This window comes from Streptomyces sp. JNUCC 63, from assembly GCF_054366325.1.
Window position 1 is genome coordinate 2,047,202 of sequence record NZ_CM135963.1, and the last position, 18,325, is coordinate 2,065,526.

The window sequence follows — 18,325 nt, forward strand, 5'->3', positions numbered from 1 at the left end:
ACGACGCTGTGGCGCCGGCCGCCGTCACACGGCCCCCGCTCCCGTCAGCGACCGCACCTCCGTCTCCGCGTGCTTGGCCTCGTCCGGCAGTTCGGTCGAGGTGACGGTGCCGAGCCAGCCGGCGAGGAATCCGAGCGGGACGGAGACGATGCCGGGGTTCCGCAGCGGGAAGAACTGGAAGTCGACGCCCGGGAAGAGGGAGTCGGGGCTTCCGGAGACCACCGGGGAGAGCACGACGAGCACCAGGGCGGGGACCAGTCCGCCGTAGACGGCCCACACCGCGCCGCGGGTCGTGAAACCGCGCCAGAACAGCGAGTACAGCAGCACCGGCAGGTTCGCGGAGGCGGCCACGGCGAAGGCGAGGCCCACCAGGAAGGCGACGTTGAGGTCGCGGGCGAGCAGGCCGAGGGCGATCGCCACCACGCCGATACCGGCCGCGGCGACGCGCGCCACGGCGACCTCGCTGCGCTGCCGGGCACCACGGCGCCGCAGGGAGGCGTACAGGTCGTGGGCCACCGACGCCGAGGAGGCGAGCGTGATCCCGGCGACCACCGCGAGGATCGTGGCGAAGGCGACCGCGGCCACCACCGCGAACAGGACCGTGCCCGCCGTGGAGTCCGCGCCGCCGCCCAGGTCGAGGGCCAGCAGCGGGACCGCCGTGTTCCCGGCCGCGTTGGACTCCCGCAGGGCGTCCGGTCCGACGATCGCCGCCGCGCCGAAGCCGAGGACGATCGCCATCAGGTAGAAGCCGCCGATGAGCCCGATGGACCAGATCGCCGAACGCCGGGCGGCCCGCGCGGTCGGCACCGTGTAGAAGCGGGACAGGATGTGCGGCAGCCCGGCCGTGCCGAGCACCAGCGCGAGCCCGAGACTGATGAAGTCCAGGCGCGCGGCCGGGCCCCCGCCGTACTTCAGCCCGGGGACCAGGAAGGCGTCCCCGTGCCCGCTGCGCTCGGCCGCGGTGAGCAGCAGCCGGCCGAGGTCGCCGTGGAACCTGACCAGGACGAGCACGGTCAGCACGACGGTGCCGCCCATCAGCAGGACCGCCTTGACGATCTGGATCCAGGTGGTGGCCCGCATCCCTCCCAACGACACATAGATCACCATCAGCGCGCCGACGCCGATGACGGTCCAGGCCTGCGCTCCCCCGCCGGTCCGCCCGAGGAGCAGTGCCACCAGGCTGCCGGCGCCCACCATCTGCGCCACCAGATACAGAACGGACACGGTGACCGAGGAGGTTCCCGCCGCGATCCGCACCGGCCGCTCGCTCATCCGGGCCGCGACCACGTCGGCGAGCGTGAACCGACCGCAGTTGCGCACCAGTTCGGCGACGAGGAACAGCACCACCAGCCAGGCCACGAGGAAGCCCACGACGTACAGCACCCCGTCGTAGCCGAACAGCGCGATCAGCCCGGGAACGCCCAGGAAGGAGGCGGCCGACGCGTAGTCGCCCGCGACGGCGAAGCCGTTCTCCATGGGCGAGAACAGCCGCCCGCCCGCGTAGAACTCCTCCGCCGAACCGTGCCGGTTGCGGCTCACCCAGGTGGTGATCCCCAGGGTGACCGCGACGAACACGCCGAACAGCAGCAGCGCCAGCGTCTGATGGTTGCCGGTCACGACACACCGCCCTGGACGCCGCGCGTCAGCTCCTGCGTGTCCCACCGCAGTTCGAGCGCCGCCCGGTCCCGGCGCAGCCGGGCGTGCCGGGCGTAGGCCCAGGCGAGGAGGAAGGTGCTGAGGAACTGTCCGAGGCCGGCCAGCATCGCCATGTTCACCGCGCCCGCCACCGGCCGCGCCATGAACCCGGGCGCCGTCGTCGCGGTCACGACGTATGCCACGTACCAGGCGAAGAAGACCGCGACCGCCGGGACGACGAACCGCCGGTACCGGCTGCGCACCTCCTGGAACGCCGCGCTGCGCTGCACCTCGAGGTACACCTCGGCCGCGGCGCCGCCGGCCGGCCCGGCCTGCCCCTCGCGGCGGGCCGCCGGTACCGGTGCGGAGGGGACTCCCGTGCCGTCCCCCTCGCCCCAGCCGGAGGCCAGTGCGTCGTACCAGGGGTCGCGATACCTCATGTCATCCGCGCCCCCGCGGGGACGGCCGTTGCTCGACTGCATGCCCCAGGATGGACAGACCGGGAAGATCCCCGACTTCTCTTCCCACCGCTCTTCACCCCATCAGGTGACCGAGCGGGCAGGAGCCGTCACTACGCGTCGATGCGTGAACGGTCCAGTGTCGCGGCCGAACTCGCGATGAACTCCTTGCGGGGCGCCACGTCGTTGCCCATCAGGAGGTCGAAGACCTGCTCGGCGGCCTCGAGGTCGGAGAGGTTGATCCGGCGCAGGGTGCGGTGGCGCGGGTCCATGGTCGTCTCGGCCAGCTGGTCGGCGTCCATCTCGCCGAGACCCTTGTACCGCTGGATCGAGTCCTTGTACCGGGTGTTCTTGCTCTGGAACTCGAGCAGCTTGTCGCGCAGTTCGCGGTCCGAGTAGGTGTAGACGTACTTGTCCTGGCCCTTCTTCGGCTGGACCAGCTCGATGCGGTGCAGCGGCGGCACCGCGGCGAACACCCGGCCCGCCTCGACCATGGGCCGCATGTAGCGGTGGAACAGCGTCAGGAGCAGGGTGCGGATGTGGGAGCCGTCCACGTCGGCGTCGGTCATCATGATGATCTTGCCGTAGCGCGCCGCGTCCAGGTCGAAGGTCCGGCCCGACCCGGCCCCTATCACCTGGATGATCGCGCCGCACTCGGCGTTCTTCAGCATGTCCGTGACGGACGACTTCTGGACGTTGAGGATCTTGCCGCGGATCGGCAGCAGCGCCTGGAACTCGGAGTTCCGCGCCAGCTTCGCCGTACCGAGCGCGGAATCGCCCTCGACGATGAACAGCTCGCTGCGGTCGACGTCGTCGCTGCGGCAGTCGGCGAGCTTGGCCGGCAGCGAGGAGGACTCCAGGGCCGTCTTGCGGCGCTGCGCGTCCTTGTGCTGGCGGGCGGCGATGCGCGTACGGGCGGCGGCGACGGCCTTCTCCAGCACCACGCGCGCCTGCTGTGCGGCGTCGCGCTTGGTGGACGTCAGGAACGCCTTGAGTTCCTTGGTGACCACGTTGTTCACGATGCGGCGGGCCGCCGAGGTGCCGAGGACTTCCTTGGTCTGGCCCTCGAACTGCGGCTCGGCCAGGCGGACCGTGACGACCGCGGTGAGCCCCTCCAGGGCGTCGTCCTTGACGATGTCGTCCTCGGCGACGCGCAGCAACTTCTTGGCCCGCAGCACCTCGTTCATGGTCTTGGTGACGGCCTGCTCGAAGCCGGCGACGTGGGTGCCGCCCTTGGGGGTGGCGATGATGTTGACGAAGGACCGGAGCGTGGTGTCGTAGCCGGTTCCCCAGCGCAGCGCGACGTCCACGCCGAGCTCGCGGGTGACTTCGGTGGGCGTCATCTGGCCGTGGTCGTCGAGGACCGGGACCGTCTCCTTGAAGGTGCCGTGCCCGGTGAAGCGGAGGACGTCGCAGACCGGCCTGTCGCTCGCCAGGTACTCGCAGAACTCGCTGATGCCGCCGTCGAAGCGGAAGGACTCCTCGCCTTTGCTGCCGCCCTCGCCGAGGCCGTACTCGTCACGGACGACGATGGTCAGTCCGGGCACCAGGAAGGCCGTCTGACGGGCACGCTGGTGCAGGGTCTCCAGGGAGGGCTTGGCGTCCTTGAGGAAGATCTGGCGGTCGGCCCAGTAACGCACGCGCGTGCCGCTGCGCGTCTTGGGGATCTTCCTGGCCTTGCGCAGACCGCTCTTGGCCTCGAACCTGGCGTCGGGCCCGTTGCCCGTGAACGCGCCGGGCACGCCGCGCCGGAAGCTGATGGCGTGGGTGTGGCCGCCGCGGTCCACCTCGACGTCCAGCCGGGCGGACAGGGCGTTGACCACGGAGGCGCCGACGCCGTGCAGACCGCCGGAGGCGGCGTACGAGCCCCCGCCGAACTTGCCGCCCGCGTGCAGCTTGGTCATGACGACCTCGACGCCGGACATGCCCGTCTTGGGCTCGACGTCGACCGGGATGCCACGGCCGTTGTCCCGCACCTCCACGGAACCGTCGTCGTACAGGACGACCTCGATACGGTCGCAGTAGCCTCCGAGGGCTTCGTCCACGGAGTTGTCGATGATCTCCCACAGGCAGTGCATCAGGCCACGGCTGTCGGTGGAGCCGATGTACATGCCCGGGCGCTTGCGCACGGCCTCGAGGCCCTCGAGGACGAGCAGGTGCCGCGCGGTGTAGTTGGAGCTGTCCCGGTCTGCTCCTGCCAGCAGCGCTGTGGACGGCACGGACGTCTCGGCGGTCACGCGGTTCGCTCCTCGCTGAATTTCAGATGGGGCCCTGATGAAGAAGGGCGCGGCTTGGGTCGCCGCTCAGAGGGTACCGAGGCCTGGTGGAGCCCTTGCAACGCAACCCTCGACAGGGATCCAGAGTAGTAGAGAGTCGCATGAACGTTCGATGCTTCGACAGAGTGAAGCGCATATCACGTTCCCTTCGGAGGCATGAACCATTTAGGCTCCGGGCACGTCCTCCTGAACAACCGGCAACCCGGCCGGGGAGGATTTGACCATGACCGACAGCGCGAACCCGTAAGACACAGAGAAACGCAATACGGCACATTCGCCGCCAACCCGGCAACAACCAGCCGTCCCGGAAAGATTTTTCGAGAAAAAGCCACGATCGGGAACGTTTGGGGCTGGTTGGATGTTGACCCTGGTACGACAGCTCGTCGAGCTAGAGAAGAGGCGACGTGACTACTGTTCTGACCCCCTCGAACCCGCTGACGGCCGCCGATCGGTGCGACCGCTGCGGCGCCCAGGCATACCTGCGCGTCGTTCTGCTCAGCGGCGGAGAACTGCTCTTCTGCGCCCACCACGGTCGCAAGTTCGAGCCGGAACTCAAGAAGATCGCCGCTGAGATACAGGACGAGACGGGACGCCTGGCACCCGGTACCGCGGACGCGTCCGACCAAGAGCGCTGACATCTCGCACGACGAGCCAGCTCCGGCACAGGCCGGCGAACGGGCGGCCGCTCCTGACCACCAGGAGCGGCCGCCCGTCCTCGTGGCCGGTGACGCCGGTCAGGGCTCGTCGGGCGCCCCGCGCGGTGCCTTGGCGCCAAGGACCTGGCTCAGCGTCCGTACGACGTCGGACACGCGCGTGTAGACGCCGGGGCTCCCCGCGCGTCCACAGCCGTTCCCCCACGACACGAGCCCGATCAGCCGCCCCCGCGCGACCAGCGGGCCCCCGCTGTCCCCCTGGCACGCGTCCCGGCCGCCCGCGGCCTCTCCCGCACACAGCATGCTGCCGGACATGTACGTGCCGTCCTCGCTGCCGCCCGGATAGGTCCGCTCGCACTGCGCGTCGGGCAGGACATGGATCCGCGCGGCATGCAGACTGTGCGCGTAGGCGGCGGTGCCGGCGGTGTCCCCCCAGCCGTAGACCGTGGCGCTCGTGCCGGGCGCGTACGCCGGGTCGCCCGCGCCCGCCAGGGGGATGACGGAGCTCCGGGGCACCGGCTCGGCGAGGGTGAGCACGGCGAAGTCACCGGCGTTGGTGTCGGCGTCGTAGTGCGGGTTGACCCAGATGGCACGCACCGGGATCTCCTTGCCCCGGCGCGAGAGCAGGTCCGTGCGCCCGGTGATCACTTTCAGATCCCGCGTCGGTGGCGCGCCCACGACATCTCCGGCCAGACAGTGGGCCGCGGTGAGCACCGCTGTCCGGCCGACCGCCACACCACCGCAGAACTGTCCCGCCCGCGTGCCTCCGAACCGGTCACGGCTGGAGAGGGCCACGGTCCACGGGCTGTGCGACACATCGACGGGGAAGCCGCCGATGACAATGCTGTCGGCAGTGGCGGGAGCGGCGGTGGCCAGCGGTATCGCGGCTCCCGCGGCCGCCAGGACCAGCGGCCGGGCCAGTGCCCGGGCAATACGGCGTCGCATGATGCTCCTCACTCTGGGACGATCATCGGACACCCAGAGTCATGCAGAGCGACGCGCTCCGCAGCACGAAGGGCCCGCTCCCCGTCCGGGGAACCGGGCCCTTCGTGTCGTGGTACTGGATCTACGTGTCGTAGTGCCGGACCTAGTCGAGGTAGTCGCGCAGCACCTGCGAGCGCGAGGGGTGGCGCAGCTTCGACATGGTCTTGGACTCGATCTGACGGATCCGCTCGCGCGTGACGCCGTACACCTTGCCGATCTCGTCGAGGGTCTTCGGCTGACCGTCGGTGAGACCGAAGCGCATGGAGACGACGCCCGCCTCGCGCTCGGACAGGGTGTCGAGCACCGAGTGCAGCTGCTCCTGCAGCAGCGTGAAGCTGACCGCGTCGGCCGGGACGACCGCCTCGGAGTCCTCGATGAGGTCACCGAACTCGCTGTCGCCGTCCTCGCCCAGCGGGGTGTGCAGCGAGATGGGCTCACGGCCGTACTTCTGGACCTCGATGACCTTCTCCGGGGTCATGTCGAGCTCCTTGGCCAGCTCCTCCGGGGTGGGCTCGCGGCCCAGGTCCTGGAGCATCTGACGCTGCACGCGCGCGAGCTTGTTGATGACCTCGACCATGTGCACCGGGATACGGATGGTGCGGGCCTGGTCGGCCATGGCGCGGGTGATCGCCTGACGGATCCACCAGGTGGCGTACGTGGAGAACTTGTAGCCCTTGGTGTAGTCGAACTTCTCCACCGCGCGGATGAGACCGAGGTTGCCCTCCTGGATCAGGTCCAGGAAGAGCATGCCGCGGCCGGTGTAGCGCTTGGCCAGGGAGACCACCAGGCGGAGGTTGGCCTCCAGAAGGTGGTTCTTGGCGCGGCGGCCGTCCTCGGCGATGATCTCCAGCTCACGCTTGAGCTTGGGGGCGAGCTTGTCGGAGTTGGCCAGCTTGTCCTCGGCGAACAGGCCCGCCTCGATGCGCTTGGCCAGCTCGACCTCCTGCTCGGCGTTGAGCAGGGGGACCTTGCCGATCTGCTTGAGGTAGTCCTTCACCGGGTCGGCGGTGGCGCCGGCCGCGGCGACCTGCTGGGCGGGGGCGTCGTCCTCGTCCTCGTCGGAGAGCACGAAACCGGCGTTCTCGGTGCCCTCGGGCTCCTCCGCGCCCTTGGCGTCCTCGAGCACCTCGTCCTCGAGCAGCTCGGCGTCGTCCTTCTTGGCGGCGGTGGTCTTCTTGGCCGCCGTCTTCTTGGCGGCGGTCGTCTTCTTCGCCGCCGTCTTCTTGGCCGCGGTCGTCTTCTTGGCGGCGGCCTTCTTGGCGGGGGCCTCGTCCTCGACAGGCGTGTCGGCGGCGGGCGCCTCCGGGGTGGCGGTGGCGGTGGCCTTCCGGGTGGTCACCGTCTTCGCCGCGACCGTCTTGCCGGCGGTGCGCTTGGCCGGACTCTTCGCTGCGACGCTCTTTCGGGTGCGCTTGTTGGGCTCCGCGGCACTGACCATCAGCGTCACACCCTCTTCCTCGAGGATCTGGTTGAGGCTGCGCAGTACGTTCTTCCACTGAGTGGCCGGAATCTGGTCAGCTTCGAAGGCCCGACGCACATCGTCGCCGGCGATCTGCCCCTCAGCCTTTCCCCGCTCAATGAGCGCCATGACAGAGACGGACTCGGCGATCTCCGGCGGGAGCGTACGGGATGTGCTGGCCGACACGAACAACCTCTCGGAACGTTGGAAAACGGCTTCCGGCCCCGTCCACAGTGGACAGGAGCCGACCACCGGCCTGGGGATGGGCCGACGGTGCGGGCGGAGGCCGGGAAGAGGCACAGCGCCGTGAACGGCGTCCGTATTCCCTCCGCGGCTGTCACCTCTTAGGTCATCGCGTTCTTCCCACGAGCGTTACGCCCAATCCACGTGGCCCGAGTCACACCCCGTAAGCGTGTAAAAACGGTCAGAAATGGGCAGATGAGATCAGCTGTCGCCACGGACACGACCTGACCAGCGGCTCTCCCGTCGGTCGCGCACGGACCCCGCCCGGTACACGGAGTGTCCGGCGGGGTCCTGCGGGAGGCGGTTCACCGTCCGGACGAGGCCGCGGAGGACGGCAGGGCCCGGCCGTGCCGCCCACGCAGGAACCAGGGCTCGAGCGGGTCAGTGCTCGCGCGGCGCGGGGACCACCCGTTCGACCTCGGGGTGCACCGTGAGCAGTTGACGCATGGCCCCCTCCGCCGCCGCGCCGTCACCCGCCCCGAGGGCGTCGACGATCCGCACGTGCTGCGCCAGCGAAGTCTCGCTGGGCCGGTCGCAGCCCGTGACGGGGCCGCCGGAGACCTGGAGGGCGGCGGAGACGATCCCGGAGAGGTGCTCCAGCATCCGATTGCCCGCCACCTGGATGAGCAGCGTGTGGAATTCGGCATCCGCGCGGGAGAAGGTGAGCGCGTCGCCCTGTCCCAGGGCGTGTCCCATGATCTCGATCATGTCGGACAGGCGCTGCTGGACGTCCTCGCGCCCGTGCCCGGCGGCGAGTCTCGCGGCGAGCGGTTCGATCGTCCAGCGCAGCTCACTCAGCTCTCGGCGCTGGTCGTCGCGCTGCGGCCCGAAGGCCCGCCACTCGATGATGTCCGGATCGAGCAGATTCCAGTCGCTGACCGGGCGCACGCGCGTGCCGACGTTCGGCCGGGCGCTGACCAGGCCCTTGGCCTCCAGGACGCGGAGCGACTCGCGGACGACGGTGCGGGAGACCTCGAAGCGCTGGCCGATCTCCTCGGGCACCAGCGGGCGGTCGGCACCCAGGTCCCCGGAGACGATCATCTGGCCGAGCTGCTGGACGAGTTGGCCGTGCAGTCCGCGGCCGCGGTTGCCCGCGGCACGGCGGCCCACACGTCCCAGCTCCGGTTCCACACCCTCCCAGGTGGGGTTTGCGACGCGGTCGGGGACGGGCGTCTCGGCGTAGGGGTAACGGTCGAGTCCGCCCGGGCCGACGCGGCCGGAGTCTGCGGGGCGGGCGGCGGTCATCATGGTGTGCGCAAGGGTACTCACGGATCCTTTGTCGGCGCCGCCTCCAACTGCCTTGAGGTTTTTGGTGAAAAGCACACGAAAGGGTGATCGCTCACTTCACCGCAATTGACGCCTTAGCAGAAAGAAAAGGACTCCCCTCGGGGAATTGCGTACAGAGAGCGAGCGAATAGGCACAAACGGTGGTCATCGAGCCCTGCCCCGCAGGACCGTCAGCAGATAAGCGCACAGCAACGCGATGAGGGACAACGTCAGCGCACCCCCGACGGGTTGGGTGATCACACGAGCCGCGGCGGCCAGGTAGCGATCGCCTCCGAAGGGCCACTGCAGCAGGAACACCTGGCGCAGCCGCGCGGGAAGGCCGGTGGCGTCCCACACCCTTCCTCCCATGACCGCCTGCACCAGCGGTACGACGATCACCGGTACGGTCACCACGGACGCGAGCCCGGCCGTGGTGGACTTGAACAGCCCCGCGGCCAGCACACCGGTCCAGGCGCATCCGACCACGAGGCCCGTCCAACTCGCGCCGAGCGAAAGCCAGTCGCCGGGAACCTGGGTGAGTTCCTGCCCGTACACGACATAGAGCACCTCGGCGTCGCAGCCGACCGTGAGGAAGGCCAGCATCAGCGCGGTGGCAGTGGCGACGGCGAGCTTCGCGGCGAGCAGCCCGAGTCGCCGGGGGACGGTCCCCCGGTCCGCCGCCAGCGCGGGGTGGCGGAACTCGTCGCCGGAGGCCAGCGCGCCGAGCAGCCCGGCGCCGAGCGCCGCCGGGGGCAGGGGCAGCTGCTGCGGCCACGCCGCGATCAGTCGCGGCTGCGGGGTGTGCCCCATACGTCCCATGACCAGGGCCGTGAGGGCGGAGACGACGAGGACGGCGGCACAGGTGACGAAGCCGGTGCCGATACCGGTGGCACGGCGCAGTTCGTAGCGCAGAGGGCGCAGGGGGCCGCGTGCGGGACGGATGGAGATGGGGGGCGGCAGAGGGGACAAGGCGTCGAGCACGACGGCCTCCGCCGGGCGCGGGGTCGGGATCGAGGGCTGGGTGTCGGCGGGGTGTCCGGTCCCGGGATGTTCGGTGCCGGGGCGCGCTGCCGCGCGGTGGGAGGGCGGGGGCTGAGCGGGACGCGCCGGCTCGGGCTGCGGGGTCGGGGGCTGAGGAGGCCGCGCGGTCGCCGCGGCGAGTCCGTCCGGGATGTGCTCGTGCGCGGGGCCGTCTTCGGGCTGGGAGGGGGCGAGGGCGGCCTCGGGGGTGGCGGACGGGGCCTGGGAGGGGGTGGTGCGGTACGGGGCCTCGGAGCCGTCGGCTGTGTCCTGGGCGTCGGAAACGGTGGTCGGGTTCGGGCCGCGGGAGCGGTCGGCGAAATACGGGGCCTCGGCGCCATCCGCAGGGGCCGGGGACCTGGAAGCGGTAGTGAGGTCCAGGGCTTCGGAGCGGACCGTTGAGTCCGGGTGGCCGGGACCGGCGGGGACGTGCGCGCCGTCCGGGAGGGTGGCCGGGTGCGGACCGGCCGGGCCCGTGGCGGGTGCCCCGCCGCCGGGACCGGTCGCGTGGACTCCGCTCCCGGCGAGGGCCGTGGCGGCACCGACCTTCACACGCGATTCGTGCGGCGCGCTGTCCTCATGTCCGGTGACGGATACCTGTGGAGGGCCCGCAGGGACAGTCGCGCCTTCCGGGGCTCCTGTGACCGTGACTCCTGTGTCTTCCGTGCGCGCGATGACTGCCGCGTGCGCCGCAGGGCCGATGGCCGGCGGCGGCCCCTTCTCGGGAGCCGGCACGGCGGCGGACGCCTGCCGCTCGTCGGTGGTCGTGAGCGCCGCCCAGGCCCACGGCTCTCCGGTCGCCGGGTTCGCACCCGAGGGCACCGCCCCGGCACCAGGGCCCATGTCACCGACCTCGTCCGCGAGTTGGTGGATGAGGATGCCGTGACGGAAGGCGGCCTCCCCGATGTCGGCGCACGTACTGCCGTAGACCGACAGACGGTTGCCGTCCTCGCGTACGACTTCCACGGAGCGGCGGGCGGTGCGGGCCTCCTTGGCCAGCAGGGCCCCGAGCCGGGCGGCGTGCGGGCTGCGGACGGCGACACGGGGGCGCAGGCGGTTGCGGGCGAAGTCCCTGGCCTCCTGGTCGGCGACGAGCCTGCCGCCCTCGAGGGTGACGACGCGGTCGGCGGTGCGTGCCGCCTCCTTGGGGTCGGCCGTGGTGAACAGGACCGTGCCGCCCTGGGTGGCGTGGGCCCGCAGCGTGCCGTGCAGCCAACGGCTTTCCCGCGCGGACAGCCCGTCGGCCGGCTCGTCGAGCACCAGTGTGTGCGGATCGGACAGCAGGGCGCAGGCCAGACCCAGCCGGCGGTCCATCCCCCGCGACAGAGTGCCCAGGCGCTCCTCCCGGAGGCTGACGAGCCCGACGACCTCGAGGACTTCGTCGGCACGCCGGGCGGGAAGCCCCACAACGGCGCACAGCATCCGCAGGTGACCACGGACCGTGCGTGAGGGGTGCCCCGGGACGTCACCGAGGAGAACGCCGACCTCGCGCGCGGGATGGGCGATGCGATGCAGAGGGCGGCCCTTGAAGTAGGTGATACCACGGCCCTGTTGGAGCTCGAGCATGAGTCTGAGCGCCGTCGTCTTGCCCGCGCCCGCCGTTCCGAGGAGCGCGGTGACGCGGCCCGCGTGCGCTTCGAAGGAGACGTCGTCGACGGCGGGCGGAAGGTCCTTACGGGAGTCGCTGGTCAATCCGAAGGCCTGGATCACCCGCAGCAAGATAGCGCGCTATGTCCATTTTTCCGGGCATTTCTCCCCTCTTTCGGCTTCTCCGGTCCGGCACGCTCGGCGACCCGCCGGGGCCGGAGGTCAGACCTCCGGGCGCAGCATCGGCGGATTGAGCAGCGTGGCCCCGCCGGCCCGGAACAGCTGGGCGGGCCGGCCGCCCTGCCGAGTGGTCGTGCCCCCGGTCGGCACCAGGAAGCCCGGCGTGCCTGTCACCTTGCGGTGGAAGTTGCGCGGGTCGAGGGCCACGCTCCACACCGCCTCGTAGACACGACGCAGTTCTCCGACCGTGAACTCCGGCGGGCAGAACGCGGTCGCCAGCGACGAGTACTCGATCTTCGAGCGGGCTCGCTCGACTCCGTCCGCGAGGATCTGGGTGTGGTCGAAGGCGAGCGGCGCCACCGGCTCCCCGTCGCGGCCGTAGCCGCCCTGCTGCAGCAGCTCCTCCACGGGCGCCCAGCGGGCATCGCCCGCGTCGCTGCCCGCCCGGGGCGCGGGCAGATCGGGGGCGAGGGCGAGGTGGGCGACGCTGACGACCCTCATGCGGGGATCGCGCTTGGGGTCGCCGTAGGTCGCGAGCTGCTCCAGGTGCGCACCGTTGTCCTGCACCGGGGCGAACGGGTCGTGGACGCGCAGCCCGGTCTCCTCGGCCAGCTCCCGCGCCGCCGCCTGCGCCAGGTCCTCGTCGGCCCGTACGAAACCTCCGGGCAGCGCCCACCGTCCCTGGAACGGGGGCTCACCCCTGCGTACCGCCAGCGCGCACAGGGAGTGGCGGCGCACGGTCAGCACGACCAGGTCCACGGTGACGGCGAAGGGCGGAAAGGCTGACGGGTCGTAGGGCATGCGGCGATCATAGTCGTCTGCCTGACGATAAGCACTCCCTTCTCCGGTCGCATCGATGGTCGATCCGCATCGGGCCGCGGGCTTTCCGGCGGACTCCGGCGGCACCAGGAAGCTGCGGTGGCGCGCCCTCGCCGGGCGCCCCTTCAGCCGGGCAAGAACCGCCGCTCGGGTGGGCGTTCGTTCACGCGTGCCCCTCGGGGATGTCGCTGCCCGCGTCGGCGCCCGGCCGGCCGGCGACGCGGCGACGCGGACCACCCTGTGCCGAGGTACGCATACGTGCGCGGCCCGATGTCCTGGAAGGGCCCGGGCGTGTGCCGTCGGTCCGTGCGGCCGCCGGGCGCGACCCGTCCGGGACCGGTCCGTCCACCCGCGTCCGGCGCCGACGGCGGGACACCGCGCCCGGCTCCGCCTGCGCACAGCCGCCTTCGGTCCCGGTCGCCCCATCGGGCACAGCGGTGTCCGCGCCGGCCGGCTCCTCCTCCGGCACGGCGGCTCCCGCCGTTTCCCGGGCGTCGCCGCCCTCGGCTGTCGATCCCGTACGTCCTTGGCGCTCCGCGCGCAGGCAGCGCCGGACGGATTCGGGGTCCAGCCCCTCGTTGCAGGCCTGGTGCAGAAGGCGGGCGAAGAGGTAGTCGGGGTCCGCGCCCAGCGCCATGGCCAGGGCTTCCCGGGCCTCCAGATCGTCCCCGGCCGACCAGGCGACCCAGCCCGCGAGAGTCAGCGGCGCCGCCGCGTGTTCGCCGTACGGACCGACGCAACGGCGGGCGAGTGCCCGCCACAGCCGCAGTGCCGGGCCCGCCTCGTCTCCTTCCATCCACTCCGCCGCGCGGTCGCGTGTCGTACGGTCCTGCAGGCCGAGGATCAGCGACGCGGCCTCCTCGTGCCCGAGCAGCCGGTCGTCGCGGAGGTCCGCGGGGACGGTGTCGGGGACGAAGGGGGCCTCGGCGAACCGGCGCATCACGCGCTCGGCTAGTCCCAGGGTCTCCTCGGCCACCGCCGCGCGGTCCGCCTCGTCGAGAATCCTGGGCACCAGGGACATGCCGGCGGCGTCCAGGGCGATCTCCTGCTCCAGTGCCGCGGAGGTCTCCCAGGGAAGCAGTCTGGCCCTCAGTTCCCTCAGGCTGCCCCGCACCTGGACGCCGGCGTAGGTGGCCGCGGCGGCCAGTACGGAGGTGCCGGGCAGCCCCATGGGCAGCCCGTCCTCGGGGCAGCAGCTCTCGGTCGGGCAGCAGTACGACCAGAAGCGGCCGCCGGAGATGCAGAGCGCTTCGATCACGGGGACGTCGAGGCGACCGCATTCCGTGCGCAGCTTCCGGGCCAGCGGCTCCAGCCGCCGCATGACCTGCCGTCCCGTCTCCCCCGCCGTCGGCTCCTGACAGACGAAAGCCACCATCTGCTCCGGCTTGGCGCCCCTGCGCTCGCTGCCCGTGATCAGGCCGTGGGCCAGCTGACGGGCCGCGGACGGCCAGTCGTCGCCGCTGGGGGGAATGCCGAGCCTGGCCCTCCCGCCGAACCTGCCGCGCCCGCCGCGATCGTGCAGCGCGACCAGGACGATGCTGTCCTCGGGCCGGTACCCGAGCAGATACGGCAGGGCGTCGGCGAGCTCGGCCGGGGTGCGGAGGGTGACCTGGTGTTCGGGGCCGGGTCCGTCGTAGGCGATGTCACCGTTTTCGAAGGGTCCGGTCGTTTCGCTGTGATTCGTCATGCGTCGACGATCTCGCGGAACGCGGAAGCCTGCTTGCCCCTGTGGACAACTCCGGGCAGGAACACGTCAGTCACCTGGTGCGGCGCGGGTGTTCCACCCGGATGAGCAGGGGCTCCAGGAGGGAGTTGACGTAGTCGCGGCCTTGCCGGGTGTTCAGTTCCAGGGTGGGTTCGGAGGACGGCTTGAGCAGGGCGGGGCCGTCCTCGCGTTCGTAGAGGGCGCAGACCTCGCCCGAGACCAGGCCGGAGTCCTGGCGGGACGGCCAGCGCAGGCCGACCGCCCAGGGGGCCTGGGAGCGGATCCAGGAGCCCCAGCGGCGGGTGCGGGGGTAGTCCGGGGCCTCGGACTGGACGAGCCACTTGTCCTGGCGGACGGCGGCGAGCCTGACGTTGTCGGTGAGGTCGACCAGGGGCATGTCGACGGCGGCGACGACCTTCGACAGCGCCATGTCGCGCACCGCGGGCCGCTTGATGCGCCGCCACCCGTCCGGTCGTATCCGCAGGTCGCGGGCGAGGGTCTCGCACAGGGCGGTGAGCGGGGAGAGGCCCGCGTACAGGTACGGCAGTTCGTCGGGGCTCAGCTCGTCCCGGATGTGGCAGAACCGGCCGCCGCCCCAGTGGAGGTCGGCCGGTACGGGCTTGAACTCGGTGGCGGCGCGGCGGGTGCTGTGCACGCGCCACAGCTCGGTGCCGGCCGGCAGCACATGGCGGTGCGGACGGGCCCGGACGGACGGCTCGGGAACGATCTGGTCGGGCACGTGGTCACCACTCCGGGAATTCGGCGCGCGCGGCGGACAGCAGGGCCTGGTCCGCCCCGGTGCCGAGCAGTCCGGCGGGCGCGGCGTCGAGCCACACGTTGGAGCCGAGCCACCAGTCGGCGGCGCCCCAGGGGTCCTCGCCGGCCGACAGCATGCGGTTGATCTCCACGACGACCGGATAGGGCGCCCTGGTCTCCGGGTCGAACTGGAAGGCGGGGACGCGGTCCACCTCCTGCTCGTCGGTCAGCAGGATCAGGTCGTGCGGCTCCTCGGGGGTGAGTCCGAGGGATGCGGCGGGGACGGAGGGCTCGGCGAGCAGCCAGGCGTCGTAGGCGTCGGGGCGGCGGCAAGGGGGATCGGGGGGCGCATCCTGAGGCGCGAGGGGCGCATCCTGGAGCTCATGCGGCACAAGGGGCGTAAGGGGCGCGCCCCTTGATGCGGTGTGCGCCTTCTGGGACTCGGGAGCGCCGGGCGCGCTTCGGTCGTCCCGCTCCACGAGGCCCGCGCTCTCCAGCCGCCGCAGCAGCCGGTTCAGGGAGCCGCGTATCGCGATCCCGTCCTGCGGCGGCGGGGCGAGGTAGCGCACCCCGGGAGGGACCAGGGCCGCCCGCAGCGGGTGGTCCGCCGGAAGCAGCGTCTTGACCATGTCACGGACCTCGTCGGCCGCGGCCAGCGGGTCCTCGTCGGCGTCGGCCAGGATCTCCAGCAGCTCCGCGCGCCCGGCGTCGTCCAGCAGCCCGTAGACCTCCGCCGCGTGTTCGTGGATCGCGTCCACCGCGTCCGCCAAGAAGGACAAGCCGGCCCCCCTCCACCGGATCTCCCGGATGTGCCGCTCGGCACCGTAACAGGACGGGAAACAGCCGGAGTCGGGCTTCTGCGAAACGGGGTCGGCAGGCAGATGCGTGGTGCATCATGAGCGCCTGGCATCGCCCGAGGGAGTCGTGGCACGCCGCCGACCGGCCCGGGAGGCCGGGCTCGGGTCCGCCCACGGCGACTGCGCATCACGCCCCGGGGCACAACCGCGGCCCTGGGGGAGGGTCCTTGAGCAACTCCGCCGCCTACGGGTGGTCCTACGTCGACGTCGAGGCGGAACGCCGCAGAGAACTGCGCGCCCGGCTCAGCCAGGAGGCCGCCCGGTCACGCAACCTGCGCGGCCAGGCCAGGTCACTGCGCCGCGCCTACCGCACGGCCCGGATCGACGTGCACGTCGTCACCGTCCCGGCCGGCGCCGGCTCCGCCGAACTGGCCGCCGCGCTGGAGTCGGCCCGCCACGAGAACGAGCGGGCGGAGGCCGAACTGGGCCGTGTCGCCGCCGAGGTGTGGTCCGCGCCGCCCGGCCGGGAGGCCGACCGGGACCCGGGCACGAAAGCGGACCGTACGGCGCCCCGGCCCGCCGCCCGTACGGCGCCGGACGCCGCCGCCCGGGCCGCCGAGGAACGCGCCGCCCGGGTGCGGGCCGCCGCGCTGGTCGAGGCGGAGGCCCTGCTGCGACGGGACGGGCCCGCCTGCGAACCGGGCGACCTGCCCGTCTTCGCCCGCCGTCTCGAGGCGCTGCGGCAGGCGCGCGGCGTCGAGGAGGCCCGTACGCTCCTGCACGACCTCGGCGTGCTGGTGCACAGGTCGACGCAGCGGCAGCGCGACGCCGTACGGCTGGCCGGGCTGCGGGCCGCGCTGCTCGACCGGCTCCAGGACGCCGCGCCGCCGGACCGCGAGCACCTCGCGGCGGCCGTGGCCGACGCCCCCGACCCGTCCCACCTGGCACGTGAGGTGGACCTCGCGGTCGCCCGCGCCGACCTCGCCCGGGACCGCGGCTCGGTCGCCGACGCCCTGAGGCAGGCCCTGCGCGAGCGCGAGTACGCCGTGGGCGACGACTTCGCCGACCTGCTCGCCGAGGACGGCAGCGCCGTCGTGCCCTTCGACGGGGCGGACACCCCGGACGGCTACGGGCTGCGGATCGCCCTCGCCGCGGACCGGCCCGGCCTCACCACGACGCTGGTGCGGGCGCCGGCGTCCGCCGGGTACCGGACGGAGGACGACGACGCGGAGGCCGACCAGGACGTGCAACGGTGGTTCTGCGAGGAGCGGTTGCCGGACCTCGAGGAGGCGGTGCGCGCGCAGGGCGTCGACCTGGCCCGCACCATGGTGCTGCCACCCGGCCTGCGGCCCACGGCCGTGGCACCCGACGGCTCCTGGCCCGACCGGACCCGCTCCCACGGCCCCGCGGCCGACGACGCGACCGCCGCCGAGGGGCAGGCCACCGGCCGGCAGAGCGCGGACGGACAGACCGCGGACGGACAGGACGGACAGGCCGCGGACGGGGCCGCGTCGACGGCCCGGAAGCGGAAGAAGAAGCCCAGGACCCAGCGGAACCAGCAGAGCACCTCCCCCGGACAGGAGCGGCAGCGTGGACGCTGACACCGGCGGCGCGTTCCGCAAGGAGGAGGCCCCGGCCGCCGTCCCCGCGCCGGCGTGGATCCGCGAGCTGGACATGGCCCTCACCGTCTATCCGCAGGTCCTGCTGACCGGCAACGTGCGCGACGTGTTCCTGCTGCCGGAGGACGGCGCCGGCGGGGTCGCCGCGCCCGGGCCCGGCGGCCGGCCGGAGCCGTACAGCCTGGAGGACGTCATCGAGTCGGTCTGCCGTGCCCGGGGCTACGGCGCCCTCGCCCGGCAGAGCCTGGTCGACGACCGGGTGCTCGCCTGGCGGCTGACCGGCGACCCGTTCGCCTTCCCTCCCGCGCTGCGCCGGATGGTCGAGGAGGAAGCCCGCGCGCGACGCGAGCGGTCCGGGCAGGACGGCGCCGGGGCGGCGGACCGGGCGGACGACGACCGGGACGACGAGGACGACATCGAGGCCGGAATCGCCCGGCTCCGGGAGATCATGGTCGGCACGGTCCGGCACACCGGCCCCGCGATCGGCCTGATCATCCCGTACACCGCGCGCCTCGGATCGCCGCGCGGCCCGGTCTCGGGCGAGGCGGCGCGGCTGCTGGCCACCGCCGAGGAGCTGGGACACACCGCCCGCCCGGTGCGCGGCAGCGGCGGGGTGACGCCGTACAACACCGTGTTCTGGGTGGTGGAGAAGCAGGAGGACCTGCCGCTGGAGTTCGCCATGGGCAGCCGGGCGCTGCGGGTGATCACGGTGCCCGAGCCGCCGCACGACCAGCGCCGCGCGGCCGGCCGCTACGTCGTCGACCTGCTCGCCCGGCCCCGGCCCGGCGCGGACGGGCAGCCTGCCGCCCCGGCGGCCACGGAGGAGGAGCGGCTGCGGGCGACCGAGGCGCTGGCCCGCTCCTCGTAA

The 18,325-nt window shown here is 72.3% G+C and carries 14 protein-coding genes; 3 read left to right on the plus strand and 11 right to left on the minus strand.

Annotated elements, in window-relative coordinates; genetic code table 11:
* Positions 1-24: 24 nt before the first annotated feature.
* From ACX25U_RS09270 to ACX25U_RS09280, 3 genes are all read right to left on the minus strand, one after another.
* Complete coding sequence (locus ACX25U_RS09270) at positions 25-1,617, minus strand: solute symporter family protein (protein ID WP_454390456.1); 1,593 nt, start codon at positions 1,615-1,617, stop codon at positions 25-27.
* The gene (locus tag ACX25U_RS09275) at positions 1,614-2,117 is read right to left on the minus strand and encodes a DUF485 domain-containing protein (protein WP_454390458.1); all 504 of its coding nucleotides are present in this window, start codon (positions 2,115-2,117) and stop codon (positions 1,614-1,616) included. The genes ACX25U_RS09270 and ACX25U_RS09275 overlap by 4 nt, the downstream gene beginning before the upstream one ends.
* Before the next feature lie 89 nt (positions 2,118-2,206).
* Positions 2,207-4,330 carry a DNA gyrase/topoisomerase IV subunit B gene (locus tag ACX25U_RS09280; RefSeq protein WP_454390460.1) on the minus strand — a complete coding sequence of 708 codons (2,124 nt, stop codon included), beginning with the start codon at positions 4,328-4,330 and terminating at the stop codon, positions 2,207-2,209.
* 443 nt (positions 4,331-4,773) lie between these two features.
* On the opposite strand from ACX25U_RS09280, the gene ACX25U_RS09285 reads away from it, so the two are divergent.
* Positions 4,774-5,004 (plus strand): DUF7455 domain-containing protein, encoded by a 231-nt coding sequence (locus tag ACX25U_RS09285; protein WP_454390462.1) that lies wholly within the window; start codon positions 4,774-4,776, stop codon positions 5,002-5,004.
* 99 nt (positions 5,005-5,103) lie between these two features.
* On the opposite strand, the gene ACX25U_RS09290 is transcribed toward ACX25U_RS09285, so the two are convergent.
* The 8 genes from ACX25U_RS09290 to ACX25U_RS09325 form a co-directional block, all read right to left on the minus strand.
* The gene (locus ACX25U_RS09290) at positions 5,104-5,967 is read right to left on the minus strand and encodes a serine protease (protein WP_454390464.1); all 864 of its coding nucleotides are present in this window, start codon (positions 5,965-5,967) and stop codon (positions 5,104-5,106) included.
* 142 nt (positions 5,968-6,109) lie between these two features.
* Positions 6,110-7,651: an RNA polymerase sigma factor gene (locus ACX25U_RS09295; RefSeq protein ID WP_454390466.1), complete on the minus strand. Its 1,542-nt coding sequence runs from the start codon at positions 7,649-7,651 to the stop codon at positions 6,110-6,112.
* A gap of 438 nt (positions 7,652-8,089) precedes the next feature.
* Entirely contained in the window at positions 8,090-8,977 is an 888-nt protein-coding gene (locus ACX25U_RS09300) for a FadR/GntR family transcriptional regulator (protein WP_454390468.1), read from the minus strand.
* A gap of 162 nt (positions 8,978-9,139) precedes the next feature.
* A complete protein-coding gene (locus tag ACX25U_RS09305; protein ID WP_454390470.1) occupies positions 9,140-11,704 on the minus strand; it encodes an ATP-binding cassette domain-containing protein in 2,565 nt (854 codons plus the stop codon).
* 99 nt (positions 11,705-11,803) lie between these two features.
* A complete protein-coding gene (locus ACX25U_RS09310; protein WP_454390472.1) occupies positions 11,804-12,562 on the minus strand; it encodes an NUDIX hydrolase in 759 nt (252 codons plus the stop codon).
* Positions 12,563-12,743: 181 nt separating this feature from the next.
* A complete protein-coding gene (locus ACX25U_RS09315) occupies positions 12,744-14,267 on the minus strand; it encodes a DUF4192 family protein (RefSeq protein ID WP_454390474.1) in 1,524 nt (507 codons plus the stop codon).
* A 70-nt stretch (positions 14,268-14,337) separates the two neighbouring features.
* On the minus strand, positions 14,338-15,024 hold the full coding sequence (locus ACX25U_RS09320) for an RES family NAD+ phosphorylase (protein ID WP_454390476.1): 687 nt from the start codon (positions 15,022-15,024) through the stop codon (positions 14,338-14,340).
* Between the two features lie 4 nt (positions 15,025-15,028).
* Complete coding sequence (locus ACX25U_RS09325) at positions 15,029-15,820, minus strand: hypothetical protein (protein WP_454390478.1); 792 nt, start codon at positions 15,818-15,820, stop codon at positions 15,029-15,031.
* 245 nt (positions 15,821-16,065) lie between these two features.
* On the opposite strand from ACX25U_RS09325, the gene ACX25U_RS09330 reads away from it, so the two are divergent.
* Together ACX25U_RS09330 and ACX25U_RS09335 are read left to right on the plus strand one after the other, a co-directional pair.
* Positions 16,066-17,439, plus strand: a complete 1,374-nt coding sequence (locus ACX25U_RS09330; RefSeq protein ID WP_454390480.1) for a hypothetical protein — start codon at positions 16,066-16,068, stop codon at positions 17,437-17,439.
* Positions 17,429-18,325 carry a hypothetical protein gene (locus tag ACX25U_RS09335; RefSeq protein WP_454390482.1) on the plus strand — a complete coding sequence of 299 codons (897 nt, stop codon included), beginning with the start codon at positions 17,429-17,431 and terminating at the stop codon, positions 18,323-18,325. Before ACX25U_RS09330 ends, ACX25U_RS09335 begins: the two co-directional genes overlap by 11 nt.

Bases quoted from the DNA above. Each gene is read 5' to 3' on its own strand.
- ACX25U_RS09290 (WP_454390464.1), bottom strand. From the start codon at position 5,967: ATGCGACGCCGTATTGCCCGGGCACTGGCCCGGCCGCTGGTCCTGGCG.
- ACX25U_RS09315 (WP_454390474.1), bottom strand. From the start codon at position 14,267: ATGACGAATCACAGCGAAACGACCGGACCCTTCGAAAACGGTGACATC.
- ACX25U_RS09310 (WP_454390472.1), bottom strand. From the start codon at position 12,562: ATGCCCTACGACCCGTCAGCCTTTCCGCCCTTCGCCGTCACCGTGGAC.
- ACX25U_RS09275 (WP_454390458.1), bottom strand. From the start codon at position 2,117: ATGCAGTCGAGCAACGGCCGTCCCCGCGGGGGCGCGGATGACATGAGG.